The 15,912-nt window shown below is 60.5% G+C and carries 12 protein-coding genes; 4 read left to right on the top strand and 8 right to left on the bottom strand.

Annotation, left to right across the window (positions count from 1 at the left end; genetic code table 11):
* Window positions 1-82 precede the first annotated feature (82 nt).
* From HBO19_RS13830 to aceK, 6 genes are all read right to left on the bottom strand, one after another.
* Complete coding sequence (locus HBO19_RS13830) at window positions 83-1,417, bottom strand: OprO/OprP family phosphate-selective porin (RefSeq protein ID WP_169955595.1); 1,335 nt, start codon at window positions 1,415-1,417, stop codon at window positions 83-85.
* A gap of 335 nt (window positions 1,418-1,752) precedes the next feature.
* Entirely contained in the window at window positions 1,753-1,986 is a 234-nt protein-coding gene (locus HBO19_RS13825; RefSeq protein WP_170057693.1) for a zf-HC2 domain-containing protein, read from the bottom strand.
* Complete coding sequence (locus tag HBO19_RS13820; RefSeq protein ID WP_170043263.1) at window positions 1,980-2,594, bottom strand: RNA polymerase sigma factor; 615 nt, start codon at window positions 2,592-2,594, stop codon at window positions 1,980-1,982. Before HBO19_RS13820 ends, HBO19_RS13825 begins: the two co-directional genes overlap by 7 nt.
* 43 nt (window positions 2,595-2,637) lie before the next feature.
* Window positions 2,638-3,759 (bottom strand): beta-ketoacyl-ACP synthase III, encoded by a 1,122-nt coding sequence (locus tag HBO19_RS13815; RefSeq protein ID WP_170043262.1) that lies wholly within the window; start codon window positions 3,757-3,759, stop codon window positions 2,638-2,640.
* A 226-nt stretch (window positions 3,760-3,985) separates the two neighbouring features.
* Complete coding sequence (gene hrpA, locus HBO19_RS13810) at window positions 3,986-7,897, bottom strand: ATP-dependent RNA helicase HrpA (RefSeq protein ID WP_170057692.1); 3,912 nt, start codon at window positions 7,895-7,897, stop codon at window positions 3,986-3,988.
* Window positions 7,898-8,085: 188 nt separating this feature from the next.
* Window positions 8,086-9,819: a bifunctional isocitrate dehydrogenase kinase/phosphatase gene (gene aceK, locus HBO19_RS13805; RefSeq protein WP_169955625.1), complete on the bottom strand. Its 1,734-nt coding sequence runs from the start codon at window positions 9,817-9,819 to the stop codon at window positions 8,086-8,088.
* Between the two features lie 401 nt (window positions 9,820-10,220).
* On the opposite strand from aceK, the gene HBO19_RS13800 reads away from it, so the two are divergent.
* Both HBO19_RS13800 and HBO19_RS13795 read left to right on the top strand, forming a co-directional pair.
* Window positions 10,221-11,846, top strand: a complete 1,626-nt coding sequence (locus HBO19_RS13800) for a methyl-accepting chemotaxis protein (protein ID WP_170057691.1) — start codon at window positions 10,221-10,223, stop codon at window positions 11,844-11,846.
* Between the two features lie 71 nt (window positions 11,847-11,917).
* Complete coding sequence (locus tag HBO19_RS13795) at window positions 11,918-12,814, top strand: DMT family transporter (RefSeq protein WP_170043259.1); 897 nt, start codon at window positions 11,918-11,920, stop codon at window positions 12,812-12,814.
* Between the two features lie 31 nt (window positions 12,815-12,845).
* On the opposite strand, the gene HBO19_RS13790 is transcribed toward HBO19_RS13795, so the two are convergent.
* Window positions 12,846-13,706: a DMT family transporter gene (locus HBO19_RS13790; RefSeq protein WP_170057690.1), complete on the bottom strand. Its 861-nt coding sequence runs from the start codon at window positions 13,704-13,706 to the stop codon at window positions 12,846-12,848.
* Window positions 13,707-14,151: 445 nt separating this feature from the next.
* Between HBO19_RS13790 and HBO19_RS13785 the strand changes: the two genes are divergently transcribed.
* Window positions 14,152-14,700 (top strand): hypothetical protein, encoded by a 549-nt coding sequence (locus HBO19_RS13785; protein WP_169955576.1) that lies wholly within the window; start codon window positions 14,152-14,154, stop codon window positions 14,698-14,700.
* 42 nt (window positions 14,701-14,742) lie between these two features.
* On the top strand, window positions 14,743-14,907 hold the full coding sequence (locus HBO19_RS13780) for a hypothetical protein (RefSeq protein ID WP_170057689.1): 165 nt from the start codon (window positions 14,743-14,745) through the stop codon (window positions 14,905-14,907).
* Window positions 14,908-14,952: 45 nt separating this feature from the next.
* Here HBO19_RS13780 and HBO19_RS13775 read toward each other — a convergent pair whose 3' ends face one another.
* Window positions 14,953-15,891 carry an aspartyl/asparaginyl beta-hydroxylase domain-containing protein gene (locus HBO19_RS13775; RefSeq protein WP_169955575.1) on the bottom strand — a complete coding sequence of 313 codons (939 nt, stop codon included), beginning with the start codon at window positions 15,889-15,891 and terminating at the stop codon, window positions 14,953-14,955.
* Between the last annotated feature and the right edge of the window lie 21 nt (window positions 15,892-15,912).

Below are 15,912 nucleotides of genomic sequence, written 5' to 3'. Positions count from 1 at the left end.
ACCCCGCCAGTTGGCGGGGTGAAAAAGAGGATCGCGCTTTAACGGATGAAGAAAGAGCGCGTTGGAGCGGTATTACAGTTGCTTAGAACACGTACTGCACACGACCGACGATGGAGTCACCGCTGTCATCGCCATTGGCGTTGGTGATTTTGTCGGTGCTGACCTTGCTGTAGTTCACGGACAGCTTGACCGCTTCGTTGGCGTACCAGTTCACACCCAGGGTGTTCACGTTGGCCTTGGCGTCGCCGGTTTCGCGGGTAGCGCTGCTGACGACGATGTTCTTGTCGTCAACCTTGATGCTGTCGTAGCGGTAGAACACTTCCCAGGCGCCGTACTGCTTGTTCTCAGGCTTGATGGCGTCGAACTTGCCGCCGTCGAGCTTGTAGGCACGGGATTCGCCGGTCAGGGTGTAGGCCAGTTGGCCGTAGAAACCGCTGGTTTTCACGTCCTGGTAGGCATTGCTGTCAGCCTTCATCTTGCGGCTCAGGGCTTCAGCCTGTACCGAGAATGGGCCAGTGGCGAAGGCAAACTCACCACCAAACACGGTGTCGGTGTCATAGGCGCCGACTGCGGTCAGGTTGCTGGCGTTCAGGCCCACACCGCCGCCGAAGGTAGCGCGGTTGCCGTTGGAGCCAGCATCGTTGCCACCGGTCGTCGCCACGCCACGGGCGCCAAGACGCGGACGGATCCGCGAGTCGAAGGCCGCGTCGTTGAGGTCACGTGCCGCCACGTTCAAGCCGAAGTGCAGGACGTCGCCGCCTTTGTTCATCGGCGCCAACACGATACGGCCGTTGAATTGCTTCACGCCCTTACCGTCTTCGTCGTTGATGTCTTTGGAAGCCAGGCTGGCGGAGCCGTAGAACATCTCAGCCGCAGTGCCGCTGACCTGGATGCCCATGCCGTTTTCGTGGGTGTTGACCCAGTCTGCAACCTCGTAGGCCGAGTTACGCTCCATGGCGGTGATCCACTTGGAGCTGGTAGCTTTTTCCAGGCCGAAATCCGGGTCAAAACGACCAACGCGGATAGTCACCGGCTTGAAGCCCACATAGGACATGGACGCTTCGTCGAAGTAACCGTCGTCGGAGTTACCCGAGTTGTGGGAGAAGTCGTAGTTGAGCTGGTATTTGAAATCCTTGTAGACGGTGCCACCCAGCTCCAGGAAGGCGCGACGGAAGTAAGCGGCGTCGCCCGAATCACCGTTCTTGGTGTAGAAGCCGTCAAATGTGCCGTAATCGGCTTGCAAGCGACCACCCAGCTTGAAGCTGAAGTTCTGGTCGGTAGTAGCAACCTCAAGGCCGCCCTTGGTTTTGACAACGATATCGGCGCCGTCAGTAGTGACAGTACCAGCGAAAGCCTGGGCGGTAACGGCCAGGGCCAGGGCGCTGGCCGCGAAACCGGCGAAGTGCTTACGGATCATCGAAGAATTCCCCTAATTGGTGGTCTTTTGCGTTGGAAAACACACGGGTTCTGCCCCGCTGGTGTTGGGAGGGGATCTTGGCGAGGGGATATTTCAGCCAAGTTGCTGCAAGATAAATATTTTATTACAGGGGAACTTTCTTACAACCACTTGGAATAAGCGCAACGCTACGGCCGGCGTGGGCTTGAGCGAAAAAAGTACGAGAAATGCCAAGTGAAAAAAAGGTGAAAAAAAATGACAAACCTGCAAGGTTTTTCAGCGCATAGCTTTTCGCCGACACAAAAAAGCCCGCGACGGGGACGTCGCAGGCCTTGGCAACCGCAGACAGCGTTGGGTCAGGAGTTGCGCTTGAGCTCCGAGGCCAGGCGCTCGGCCAACCCTTGCGCATCGGCCACTTCGGGTTCGGGCAGGATGCGCAACGTGGCTTGCATCAGGCGCATCTGGCGAATGAAGCGCCGGCAATTGGCGCAGAACATCAGGTGATGGCGCATACGCAGGCGATCACCAAAGCTCAGTTGCCCATCGAGAAAATCGCTGGAACGCGCCACTTGTTCTTTGCAGGTCAACATTCGCCAGTCTCCTCGAAATGCTCCACCGTAGCGAAGACTTTAAGCCGCGCCCGGTGCAGCAGCACTCGCACATTGGAGAGCGAGATCTCCAGAAGATTACAAATCTCTTCCAGTTCCAGCCCCTGGCGCTCGCGCAGCAGCAGCACACTGCTTTGCAGCTCGGACAGACTTAGCAACGTGTGCTCCAGACATTCACGCAGCTCGTTTTCGGTGAGCAGCGCCTCAGGGGTGTCCTGGTGCCAGGCAAATGGCGCGACCAGCCAATGCTCATCGCCGGCGGCAAAACGCTCATCGCCGATGGTGCCGTGGGGCGACGGCAGGTCGTCCAGCAGCACTTCCCGTCGATTCTGCTTGTAGCGCCCCTTGGCCGAGTTGGCGGTGATGGTCAGCAGCCAGGTCTTGAGGCTGGAACGCCCTTCAAACCGGGCGAGGCTGCGCACCACCGAAAGCCATGCGTCCTGGACCACTTCGTCGGCATGGCGCTGGCCTACGATGGCGTAGGCCACCGCACGCATCGCGCTCTGGTAGGTGGTGACCAATTCCTTGTAGGCCCGCTGCTCGCCCTTGAGCAGGCGTTCAAGCAGGTGCGCGTCGTCGGCTGCTGCCATTCAAAACCTCATTGTGCAAGACGTGGCCGCAATCGCCTGGTTCCTAGCGCTTGCGCAGGATCACGCTGCCAATCGAATACCCGGCGCCAAACGAGCTGAGTACCGCCAGCGCGCCCTTGGGCAAGTCGTCCTGATAGGTGTGGAACGCGATCACCGAGCCCGCCGAACTGGTGTTGGCGTAGGTATCGAGGATCACCGGTGCTTCTTCGATCTCGGCTTCACGGCCCAGCAGCTTCTTGACGATCAGGTGGTTCATGCTCAGGTTGGCCTGGTGCAACCAGAAACGCTTCACATCGGTGACGCTCAACTGATTTTCCGAAAGGTGCTGGCCGATCAACTCGGCAACCATCGGGCAGACATCACGGAAGACTTTGCGGCCTTCCTGCACGAAAAGTTTATCTGGCGCACCAACGCCCTCTTCCGCCGCGCGGTTGAGAAAGCCAAAGTTGTTGCGGATGTTATTGGAGAACTTGGTCAGCAACTTGGTGCTGACAACGTCGAACTGGTGTTCGGAAGTGGCCAGGTCGGCACGCTCCAGAATCACCGCGGTCGCCGCATCGCCGAAGATGAAGTGGCTGTCACGGTCGCGGAAGTTCAGGTGGCCGGTGCAGATCTCCGGGTTGACCATCAGGATCGCCCGGGCCTGGCCCAACTGAATGCTGTTGCAAGCGTTCTGGATACCGAAAGTCGCCGAAGAACACGCCACGTTCATGTCAAAACCAAAACCCTGGATGCCCAGGGCTTCCTGGACTTCGATGGCAATGGCCGGATAGGCGCGTTGCAGGTTGGAGCAGGCGACGATCACCCCATCGATATCGGCGGCAGTCTTGCCAGCGCGCTGCAGGGCTTGCTCGGCGGCGCCCACGGCCATCTGACAGAGAATCGACCACTCGTCGTTGGAGCGCTCGGGCAAACGCGGGGTCATGCGCTGGGGGTCAAGAATGCCTTCCTTGTCCATGACAAAGCGGCTCTTGATACCTGAGGCCTTTTCGATAAAGGCGGCGCTGGATTCGGTCAACGCCTGAACGTCGCCCTGCTCGATGGCCACGGCGTTGTCGGCATTGAACTGTTGAACGTAAGCATTGAAAGACTGCACCAGCTCTTCGTTGGAGATGCTGTTGGCCGGGGTGTACAGGCCTGTGCCGCTGATGACGACGTTATGCACGGTCGTTCCTCTAAATCTGTTCAGGCAGAAGGGATTGGTACCTTCGTACCAAACCGTAAATCGCTCTAGTCCGCCGCGCGGACATCAAACGGGGAAACGCTTTGTCCCGGCGCGTCGAGGCTGATACAGCCAATCTAGACGATCCTGGCATTTATAGCGGCGAAGTTTGCCATAAACCGGGGGGTTTGGCGCCTGTCGCGCGCGCACCCGCCCCCGGTACGCCAGGTCAAGGCTCGACCTGGCTCCACTGTTTGCTCAAGCGCTTGTCGGAAATCGGCGCCTTGGTGCCCAACTGCTGGGCAAACAACGACACCCGGTATTCCTCCAGCCACCAGCGGTAAAGCTCCAGTTGCGGGTCGCGCTTGCCTTCCTGGGTGTGCTTGTTCAGGCGCGTCTGGTACTGGCTCCACAGGCCGCTCAACTCACCGCTCCAGACCCGGTCCTTCTGCACCTGGCTGGGCAGTTTTTCCAGGCGTAGCTCGATGGCCTTGAGATAGCGCGGCAGTTCCTTGAACCACTGCGCCGGGGTTTCGCGCACAAACCCTGGATACACCAGGTTGCTCAGTTGCTGCTTGATATCGTTGAGTGCCACGACCTGGGCCAGGTCGATCTTGCCTTTGAAGCGCTTTTGCAGGCCATGCCACAGTTTCAGCACTTCCAGGGTCAGGCGCGCCAGGCGTTCGGCATGTTCGGTCCAACTGCCGCGCTTGCGCTCGGCCAGGGCGGCCAGGCCCGCGCCATCCCTGGGCAGGCTGGCCTCGCCTTCCAGCACGCAGCTGTCGAGGCTGGCCAGCAGAATGTCCTCCACCAGGGCCTCGATACGTCCCAACTCGCGGTACATCAGCCCCAGCTCTGTCAGGCCCGGCAATTTGCCGCGCAGGAATTTTGCCGGTTCGGCCAATTGCTGCATCAACAGGCGCTGCAAGGCGCGGCGATGCTGGAACTCGGCTTCGGCAGCCGTAGAGAAACGTCCTTCCTTGACCGTGCCGTTTTCTTCTACCAGCGCCGGATACACCGTCATCGACAGGCCAGCAATCTTCTGCTGGGTAGTCTCGGCAACCGCAGCGAAGACCTTGGCCTCCACCGGCTGCTGGCTTTTGGCAGTCTGCGGCACTGCCAGGGCAGCCTGGCTGGCTTCGACAAACCGCGCAGTCAACGCTGCCAGGTCGCGGCCTTCGCCGAGGAACTTCCCCTGGGCGTCGACCACTTCCAGGTTCATCTTCAGGTGGTTTTCCACCTGCTGCGCCGCTTCGCTCCAGGCTTCATCGCTGACCCGTACACCGGTCATGCGCAACAGTTCGCGCCCCAGCGCCTGGGGCAGCGAGCCCTGGGCAAATTCGATACGTTGCAGCGCGGCCTTGACGAAGTCCGGCACCGGCACGAAGTTCTTGCGCAGGGCCTTGGGCAGGTTGCGCACCAGGGCAATGCACTTGGCTTCGATCAGCCCGGGCACCAGCCATTCCAGACGCTCGGCGGGCAAGGCCGGCAACAGCGGCGCCGGCACGCGCAAGGTCACGCCGTCGCGCGGGTGGTTGGGTTCAAAGTGGTAACTCAAGGCCAGGGCCAGGTCGCCCAGGTGCAAGGTGTCGGGGTAATGGGCGGCGGTGACCTCGCTGGCCTCGCGGGCCAGCACGTCTTCTTCGCGCATGATCAGCAGTTGCGGGTCTTTCTGGCTGGTGATCTTGTACCAACTGTCGAAGGTCGCCGTCTGATGAATCTCCGCCGGCAGGCGCGCGTCGTAGAAGGCGTACAGGGTTTCCTCGTCGGCCAGGATATCGCGGCGCCGGGCCTTGGCTTCCAGCTCGTCCAATTGCTCCAGCAACTGCTGGTTTGCGGCCAGGCACTTGGCCCGGGATTGGATCTCGCCACGCACCAGGCCTTCGCGGATAAACAGCTCGCGGGACACCACCGGGTCCACCGGCCCGTAGTGCACGGGCCTACGCCCCACCACAATCAAACCGAACAACGTGATCTGCTCAAAGGCCACGACCTGGCCGCGCTTCTTCTCCCAATGGGGTTCGAAGTGGTTTTTCTTGATCAGGTGCCCGGCCAACGGTTCGATCCAATCGGCATCGATCTTGGCCACCATGCGCGCATACAGCTTGGTGGTTTCCACCAGTTCGGCGGTCATCAACCATTGCGGACGCTTCTTGCCGATCCCCGAGGAGGGATGAATCCAGAAGCGCCGCTGACGGGCCCCCAGGTAATCGCCGTCTTCGGTTTTCTGGCCGATCTGGCTCAACAGGCCGGACAGCACCGCCTTGTGCAGTTTCGGGAAGTCCGCCGGTTCCTTGTTGACCGTCAACTGCATATCGCGGCAGATCAGGCTCAACTGGCGATGGGAATCGCGCCACTCGCGCAGGCGCAGGTAGTTGAGGAAGTTCTTGCGACACCAGTTGCGCAGCGGGCTGGCGGTCAGTTCCTGGCGCTGCTCTTCAAAGCCGCGCCACAAATTGACCAGCCCGGCGAAGTCCGAATCGGGATCCTTCCATTGCGCGTGGGCCTGGTCGGCCGCTTGCTGGCGCTCCGGCGGGCGCTCGCGCGGGTCCTGGATCGACATGGCGCTGGCGACGATCAGCACTTCCTGCAAACTGCCAAGCTTGGCCGCTTCCAGCAACATGCGACCCATGCGCGGGTCCACCGGCAGGCGCGCCAGTTGCCGGCCCAGGGGTGTCAGTTGGCTATTGCGGTCTACTGCCGAGAGTTCCTGCAGCAGGTTGAAACCATCGCTGATGGCCTTGCCATCCGGGGGCTCTATAAACGGGAAGTCGGTGATTTCGCCCAGGCGCAGGTGCAGCATCTGCAGGATCACGGCCGCAAGGTTGGTACGCAAGATCTCCGGGTCGGTAAATTCCGGGCGCCCGATAAAATCTTCTTCGCTGTACAGGCGCACGCAAATGCCCGGCTCGACCCGGCCGCAACGGCCTTTACGCTGGTTGGCGCTGGCCTGGGAAATCGCCTCGATCGGCAGGCGCTGGACCTTGGCGCGGTAGCTGTAGCGGCTGATGCGAGCGGTGCCGCTGTCGATCACGTAGCGGATGCCCGGCACGGTCAGCGAGGTTTCCGCAACGTTGGTCGCCAGCACCACGCGCCGCCCCGGATGGGACTGGAAAATGCGCTGCTGTTCGGCCGGTGACAGGCGCGCGTACAACGGCAGGATTTCGGTGTGCTTGAGCTGGGCCTTGCGCAGCATATCGGCGGCATCGCGGATCTCGCGCTCACCGGGCAGGAACACCAGCACATCACCAGGGCTCTTGCGCTCGCTGCGCTCAAAGGCGGCGATTTCATCGAGGGTGGCGAGGATCGCCTGGTCCACGGTCAAGTCGTCTTCGACGCGGTTGCCCTCTTCGTCCTGTTCCAGGGTCAGCGGGCGGTACCAGGTTTCCACCGGGAACGTACGCCCCGAGACCTCGACAATCGGCGCATCGTCGAAGTGCTTGGAAAAGCGCTCCAGGTCGATGGTGGCCGAGGTGATGATGACTTTGAGGTCGGGACGGCGCGGCAGCAGGGTCTTCAGGTAGCCGAGCAGGAAATCGATGTTCAGGCTGCGCTCGTGGGCTTCGTCGACGATGATCGTGTCGTAGCGTTCGAGGTAGCGATCGTTCTGGGTCTCGGCGAGCAGGATGCCGTCGGTCATCAACTTGATCAGGGTGTTGGAATCGCTCTGGTCCTCGAACCGCACCTGATAACCCACCAGCGCCCCCAGCGGCGTGGCCAACTCGTCCGCGACCCGGCTCGCCACACTGCGCGCGGCAATACGCCGGGGCTGGGTATGACCGATCAAGCCGTACTGGCCGCGACCGATTTCCAGGCAGATCTTCGGCAACTGCGTGGTTTTACCCGAGCCGGTCTCGCCCGCGATGATCAGCACCTGGTGCTTTTGCAGCGCGGCCTTGATCTCGTCGCGCTTGGCGGCGATGGGCAGGCTGTCGTCATAGCGAACCTGCGGCACGCTGGCCGCGCGCGCCGTGACCTGGGCACACGATGCCTGCATGCGCGCCACCCACTGCGCCAGCTTCTCCTCATCGGGTTTCTTGCGCAGCTCAAGCAACTGCCGACGCAAGCGGTGGCGGTCGGCGAGCATGGCGTGATCGAGGTTTTTCAGGAGTTGGTCGATAGCGGGCGCTTGGTCAGTCATCAGGTACTTTGAAGGTCGTCTATTTATGCACGGCCGGCAATTGTGGCAGAAAAGCGCACACAACGTTAAAGGCCGCGTAAATCACCTGTAGGGGCTGGCACGGCCGGCATCGCTGTTGGCTGGCCCAGCGCTATCGCAGCCTCGCCGGGGCTCGACAGCTCCCACAGGGTCTGGCGGTATTGATGCCCTTATTCGTTATCCAGGCCCTTGCGCCGATACGGGAACACATCAATCACCTTCCCCGCCCGAATCGCCTCTTGCAGGCCTTTCCAGTAGTCGGCGTTGTACAACTCGCCGTGCAGTTCATCGAACAGGCGCCGCTGCCCGGCGTCGGCAAACAGGAACGGCGGGAATTCCTCGGGGAACACGTCCAGCGGGCCGATGGAATACCAGGGCTCGGAGGCCATTTCGTCTTCCGGGGTGCGCGGTGCCGGGATGTGGCGAAAGTTGGCTTCGGTAAGAAAGCAGATCTCGTCATAGTCGTAGAACACCACGCGACCATGACGGGTGACGCCAAAGTTTTTCAGCAGCATGTCGCCGGGAAAGATATTCGCCGCCGCCAGTTGCTTGATGGCCAGGCCGTAGTCTTCGAGGGCTTCGCGTACCTGGGCCTCGTTGGCGTTTTCCAGGTAGAGGTTGAGCGGGGTCATGCGGCGTTCGGTCCAGCAGTGGCGAATCAGTACCGTGTCGCCTTCGACTTCGACCGTGCCGGCAGCCACTTCCAGCAGTTCGGCCAGGCATTGCGGCTCGAATTTGCTCAAGGGAAAACGGAAATCGGCGAACTCCTGGGTATCGGCCATGCGCCCGACCCGGTCGACACTCTTCACCAGGCGGTACTTCTCGATCACCGTGGCACGGTTGACGTTTTTCGACGGCGAAAAACGGTCCTTGATGATTTTGAACACCGTGTTGAAGCCCGGCAGGGTAAACACGCTCATGACCATCCCACGCACGCCCGGGGCCATGATGAACTGATCGTCAGTGCTGGCCAGGTGGTTGATCAGCGCCCGGTAGAACTCCGACTTGCCGTGTTTGTAGAAGCCGATGGAGGTGTACAGCTCGGCGATGTGCTTGCCCGGCAGGATGCGCTTGAGAAAGCCGATGAACTCTGCCGGCACCGGCACATCCACCATGAAATAGGAGCGGGTGAACGAGAAGATGATCGACACATCGGCTTCATCGGTGATCAGCGCGTCGATGCGGATGCCCTGCCCTTCGCGGTGCAGCAGCGGGATGACCAGCGGCCATTGTTCATCGCGGGTGTAGAGGCGGCCCACCAGGTACGCGCCCTTGTTGCGGTAAAGCACCGAGGAAAACAGCTCGACGTTGAGGTCCGGGTCCTTGCATACCCAGTCCGGCAGGTTCTCGCGCAGTTGTGCTTCGAGACGCTGCAGGTCGCCGGCCAGGTCGGCGTAGGGTTCGCTGAAGCGGTAGTCGCTGAAAATTTGCTCGAGCATCCCGGCCAACTGGCCCTGGGGCTTGTAGGTGCGGGTTTGCGCGGCACGGGCGCGGCGCAGGCTCGGGCGGGTGGTGTGGATGAACATACAGCCGTCGCTGATCAGGTCGTGGCTGAACAGCCCGCAAAAGATCGAGTTGTACCAGGTCTCGGACAGTTCATCGTCAAACCGCAGGTCGATCAGGCTGATATAGGCGCTCTTGACCAGGGGCCAGGACTGGATATCCAGCAGCGCCCCCGCATCGAAAGTGGCTCGCAGGCGCGTGGTGACTTCGCCGACCTTCTCTTCATAGAGGTTGATCCGCGCCGCCGAGGCGGCTTGCGCCTCTTGCCACTGGGCCTTTTCAAAACGCTCGCGGGCGCCGTCGGTGATCTGGCGAAAGTGCTCGCGGTAATCGTCGAAGCCATCGAGGATCATCTTGGCGATGGACTGCGCGGTGTCGATGGCAGGCGTTTGCTGCGGCATGTCGTAGACCTCTGCGGGCATTCGGAAGACCTGAGATTAGCCAGAGTCCTCATGCAGGAGAAGTACATTTTTTACCGGGCGCTGGCTCCTCACGGGGGCGCCTCAAACAATTGTTTACGATTTTTTAATTCGACCATAGGGTCAATAAAACACCCATAAAGTCACCTCGCGTTGATTAATCGATTCATCTGAAGGCCACAAAACACGGGCGCTGGCACCGCGAACAGGAAGAACCCCAGGCCGGGCGGGGTTTCGCGACCTTATACGGACTTGGATCCAACGTAAGGGAAACCCCGATTACCTCAATGATGGCACTTTGCTATACAGCCCAGCGTTTTCCCTGATAACAAGGTCCTAAGACCGGCTCGGGAATCGATTTAAATCGCCCAAGGAGCATTGATATGTCATTGAGGAACATGGGAATCGGCCTGCGTGCCAGTCTGAGTTTTGCGGTATTGGCCGGCCTGCTGGTGCTGGTCGGGTTGTTTGGCCTGGGGCAGATGGCCAAGCTGCGCGAAAGCGCCGCCATCATTGAAACGGCCTGGATGCCGAGTATCGAGAACATCCACAACAGCGCCGCCAACGTCGCGGCTATCCGCCTGGAGGCGTTGCGCTTGCTGACCACCGATGAATCGGCGGTGCGCAAGCGCAGCAAAGAGGTGATCACCAAGGAGCGCGGCTATTTGCAGGAACGCCTGGACAATCACCAGGCCCTGCTGAGCAATGACCAGGAGCGCCAGCTACTGGAGCAGCTCAAGGCCACCGCGTCGGACTATATGACCATCGTCGACCAATTGATCCAACTGGTGGACCAGGATAACCAGATGCAGGCCCTGACCCTGCTCACCGATACGTTGACGCCCCAAGGCGTGATCCTCAACCGGAGCCTGGGCGCCTTGATCGACTTCAACCAGCAAGGCGCCCAGGATGCGGCGCAATCGGCGGCGCAGATGTACCAGAGCGCACAGTGGATCGTCGGCCTCATCATCGCGGTCGCCCTGATCGCGACGCTGCTGCTGGCCTGGCTGTTGACCCGCAGTATCACCACGCCCCTGGCGCAGGCATTGCACGCGGCACGCACGATTGCCGCCGGCGACCTGAGCCAGCCGATCCACGTGCACGGCAAGGACGAACCGGCACAGTTGCTGGGCGCCCTGGCCACCATGCAGGAACAGTTGCAGGCGACTATTCGCGGCATCAGCGAGTCCGCCCAGCAACTGGCCTCGGCAGCCGAAGAGATGAGTTCGGTGATGGAGCAAAGCACTCGCGGCCTGCAAGCACAGAACGATGAAATCGAACAGGCCGCCACCGCCGTCACACAGATGAGCGCAGCGGTGGATGAAGTGGCGGGGAATGCGGTCTCCAGCGCCGAGGCATCCCAGGCGTCCGATGAGGACAGCAAGCACGGCCATTTCCAGATCAGCGAAACCATCAGCTCGATCCAGAGCCTGGTCAACGAGGTGCTCGACGCCTCGGGCAAGGCCGAGGGCCTGGCGCTACAGGCGCAAGACATCAGCAAGGTGCTGGAAGTGATACGCGGGATTGCCGGGCAGACCAACCTGCTGGCGCTCAATGCGGCCATTGAAGCCGCCCGCGCCGGCGAGGCCGGGCGGGGGTTTGCGGTGGTGGCCGACGAGGTACGCTCGCTGGCGCAGCGGACCCAGGATTCCACCGAGGAAATCGAGCAGATGATCACCGGTATCCAGCAAGGCACCCAGGCCACGGTCGGCGCCCTCACCAGCAGCGCCGAGCACGCCAGCCAGACCCTGCAACGGGCCAACAGCGCCGGCAATGCCCTGGAAAAAATCACCGCTGCCATCTCGCAGATCAGCCAACGCAACCTGGTGATCGCCAGTGCCGCCGAGCAACAGGCATCGGTGGCCCGGGAGGTGGATCGCAGCCTGGTGAATATCCGCGACCTGTCGACGCAAACCGCCGCCGGTGCGACCCAGACCTCGGCCGCCAGCCAGGAGCTGTCGCGCCTGGCGGTGGACCTCAACGGCCTGGTGACGCGCTTTATTGTGTAGTTGATACGTAAAAGATTGTGTCAGGCAGGCCCCTGGGCAACACTCTCGCCCTTGTTGAAAAGGAGCTGTCCGTGAGACCTGTCGACACCCTCTACCTGCTGCTACTGGCCGCCATCTGGGGCGCGAGCTTTCTGTTCATGCGGATTATCGCGCCGCAGATCGGCACCTTGCCTACGGCGTTTTTCCGCGTTTCGATTGCCGCCGCCGGCCTGCTGGTGATCCTCGCGATGCTACGGGTGCGCTGGGATTTCCAGGGCAAGTTCAAGATCGTGTTGTTGCTGGGGGTAATCAACTCGGGGATTCCCGCGACCATGTATTCGGTGGCGGCCCAGGTCTTGCCAGCGGGTTACTCGGCGATTTTCAACGCCACCACGCCGTTGATGGGGGTGTTGATTGGCGGGCTGTTTTTCCATGAGCGGCTGACGCCCTCGAAGATTGCCGGGGTGTGCCTGGGCCTGTTCGGCGTGGGCATCCTCACGCGCGCCGGGCCGGTGGCGTTTGACCTGGAGTTGCTGATGGGCGCCCTCGCCTGCCTGCTGGCAACCACCTGCTACGGCTTCGCCGGTTTCCTGGCACGCCGTTGGCTGGATCAACAGGGTGGCCTGGACAGCCGCCTTTCGGCACTGGGCAGCATGCTCGGCGCCACATTGTTTCTATTGCCGTGGTTTGGCTGGAGCGCCATCAGCCACCCGCCCGCCAGTTGGGGCGGCTGGAATGTGTGGCTGTCCCTACTGGGCCTGGGGCTGCTATGCACGGCATTCGCCTACATCCTGTACTTCCGTTTGCTGACCTCCATCGGGCCGGTGAAGTCGATGACCGTCACCTTCATGATTCCGCCATTCGGCGTGTTGTGGGGCGCATTGCTGCTGGACGAGCCGTTGTCCATGGCCCATCTGTATGGCGGGTTGTTGATCGCGGGGGCGCTGTGGCTGGTGCTACGGCGAGGGAAATTGATCAAAGCTGTGTAGGAGCCGGCTTTTCGGCTCCTACACAGGGATATCAAGCTTTACGGAAGACGAATACCAACCCGATGATGATCAACCCCATCCCCAGCACGCTCAGCACTGCCAGCCGATTACCGAAGATCAAGTAGTCCATCACCGCAGTGACTGCCGGCACCAGGTAGAACAGGCTGGTGACATTCACCAGGTTGCCCCGGGCAATCAGGCGGTACAGCAGCAGCGTCGCCAACAGTGACACCACCAGCCCCATCCACAGCACCGGCAGGTAAAAGCCACTGTTGTGCTCGAAAGCAAAGGGCTGGAACGGCACGAACACCGCGCACAACAACAAACCCGCCAGGTACTGCACCGGCAAGGTACCCAATGGGTTATCGGTGATGCGCTTTTGCATGATCGAGCCCAGGGTCATGCTCGCCAGCGCCAGCAAACCAAACAGCATGCCGGCCAGGGACATGCCAGCCAGACCGATGCCCTGGTACACCACCATGATCAGGCCCGCCAACCCCAACGCCAGGCCGAACATCCGGCGCCATGAACGCTGGCGCTCCATCAGCACTACGGTGAGGATCGGTTGCACGCCCATGATGGTCGCCATCACGCCGGGGGTGACCTTCAGGTCCAGGGCCAACAGATAAAAAATCTGATAGGCCCCCAGCAACACCAGCCCGGTGGCCGCCGCATACCACAGCGGTTTGCCCGGGCGCGGCAACCTCAGTTTGAGAATCGGCGCCAGCAACACCAGGCCCGCCAGGGCAATGGCAAAGCGGATCAACAGGAAGGCAAAGGGGGACGCATGGGCCAGGCCCAGCTTGGAGAAAATCGCACCGCTGCTCCACAGCAGCACAAACAGGCTCGTCGAGGCCGCCGCGGCCACGGATTGTTTCGAAAGAACAGACATGATGAACACCTGTAGTCAGGCAAAAAGCCAACTCAGCCAAGGCTGAAATTCAGTAGGTTCGGTACAGGCAGGCAACGGGGAACAGCGGTCTGCTGATCAGCCCGAAATGCCAACGCCCGGCGGTGATACGAGTGCGTACACCGGGATGCTACTGACAGGTGGGGGGTAATGACTGATCTGCACAGGCTGCTGATTCCCGCACGGCACGACCGCAGCGTTGACCGCTGAATCGACTACCGCTATGCGTGGGGAAGCAGGCATGGGCTGATCTTTTTTGAAGGGATGAAAGGTGCTGCGAAACACCTGGCGCCGACTATAACCAGCCGCTGACACGCTTTGCAATGGCTTTGCCAAAAGGCCAGTAAGGACATGTTGAAAAACCACCTCTAGCCTTGGGAAAACCCAACGCCCTCCGCTTCAGGAGGCTCTCGACTCATGACCGCCAATGCCAAAAAAACGCGACCCCTTGCGATACCAGCTCTACCGATCAAAAGCCTTACGCCTTGTGAATGCATCGACTCAACAGTGGTACAAAAACCTGAAACACACCGCCGCCCAAGGCACAGAGATCGACTTAACCCATGTCCGTTTTGAATTGATCGACAGCCATGCATTGGCTGCCTATCAGGACTGGGCAGCAGACTCTCACTTCTCATGGGACGAGGTTGCGACGTGGAAAGGCCGTGAACCGATGGCGTTCGATTTGTCCCTCTGGTACGAAGAGGAACTCTGTGGGCTGTGCTTTGCCAATCCCAATCAAAGCCGATTGCGGATCAAGGTCATCCGCCTGGAGGGAAGACCTGGAAAATCCCACCCGTTGAAAAGCCGCATAGCTTCACTGACGATGATTGCCATCGACCATTACGCGAGAATCATTGGCAGCCAATGGATAGAGATTCAGGAGCCCGCACCCGGTGCTATTGCCCTCTATCAAAACCTGGGCTTTGACTTCGATTCACGGGGCAGGCTTGTGATAGCGGTAGAGAACGAATAGCATCGAAAAAATGTTCAATTAATGATCAATTGTGGAGGCTGCATGGGAGAACTTATTAAAAAACCCGGCGCCCGAAAAGCGTCGTCCAAGGCCCGCCAGGAACTTAAAAGCACTGTACTGACTGCCAATCAGCGCCGTTTTCTAAACGCGGCCCTGGCCGGCAACGTTGAAGAACCAAGCCTTTTGGCGGGGCACCCGGAAAAATAAAAGTCATAAAAAAACCGCTCATACGAGCGGTTTTTTTTGAACCCATCAGCCAAATAACCAATACACCAACGCCACAACCACCACCGCCGCCAGCACCGGCCGCATGATGCGATAGGCTTTGGGGTGCTTGCGCTTCCACTGCTTGACCACCCCACTGAAACGATCACTGAAGCTCTTGCTCCAGGCATAGGCCTGGTTGATCCCGCCCACGCGCTCGTCATCCAGGTTCTGCGGCGCGGTTGCGCGGCCCAATTGGGCACTGACCCAGCGATTGACGCGAGTCATCAACCGGTTGCTCAGTGGCCGCTCGATGTCACAGAACAAAATCACCCGGGTCTTCTCGGTTTCGTTCTTCACCCAGTGCACGTAGGTTTCGTCGAACATCACGTCTTCGCCATCGCGCCAGGCGTAGACCTGGCCATCGACGAAAATGCGGCAGTCGTCGGAGTTGGGCGTCGACAACCCCAAGTGATACCGCAGGGAGCCGGCAAACGGGTCGCGATGGGGGTTGAGGTGGCTACCGCCCGGCAACAGCGCGAACATGGCGCCCTTGACGTTGGGAATGCTGCTGACCAGGGCCACGGTCTTGGGGCACAGCAACTCGGCCGATGGCAGCGGTTTGTCGTACCACTTGAGGTAGAAGCGCTTCCAGCCCTTCTTGAAGAACGAGCCAAACCCGGCATCGTTGTTCTTCTCGGCGGCGCGGATATAGCCTTCGTCGAACAGGTGCATGGCCTCCTCGCGGATCACCTCCCAGTTGTCCTTGAGCACATCCAGTTCCGGGAACTTGCTGCGATCCAGGTAGGGCTTGGACGGTACAGCCGAGAAGATGTACATCAACGCGTTGTACGGGGCGAACAGCGCCGAATGGTTGACGAACTGGCGCAGCACCGGCAAACGCGCCTTGCCGCGCAAATGCACGTAGAGCGTACTGCCGATAAACAGCAACAGCACCGACAGCTTGGCGGCCAAAGAAAAGGTCATGCAGCAACTCCTGGAAATAGC

The sequence above is a fragment of the Pseudomonas sp. WS 5021 genome (genome assembly GCF_012985535.1).
Taxonomy (GTDB): domain Bacteria; phylum Pseudomonadota; class Gammaproteobacteria; order Pseudomonadales; family Pseudomonadaceae; genus Aquipseudomonas.
The sequence above is the reverse complement of the archived record's forward strand: the minus strand, read 5'-3'. Positions and strand labels throughout refer to the sequence as shown.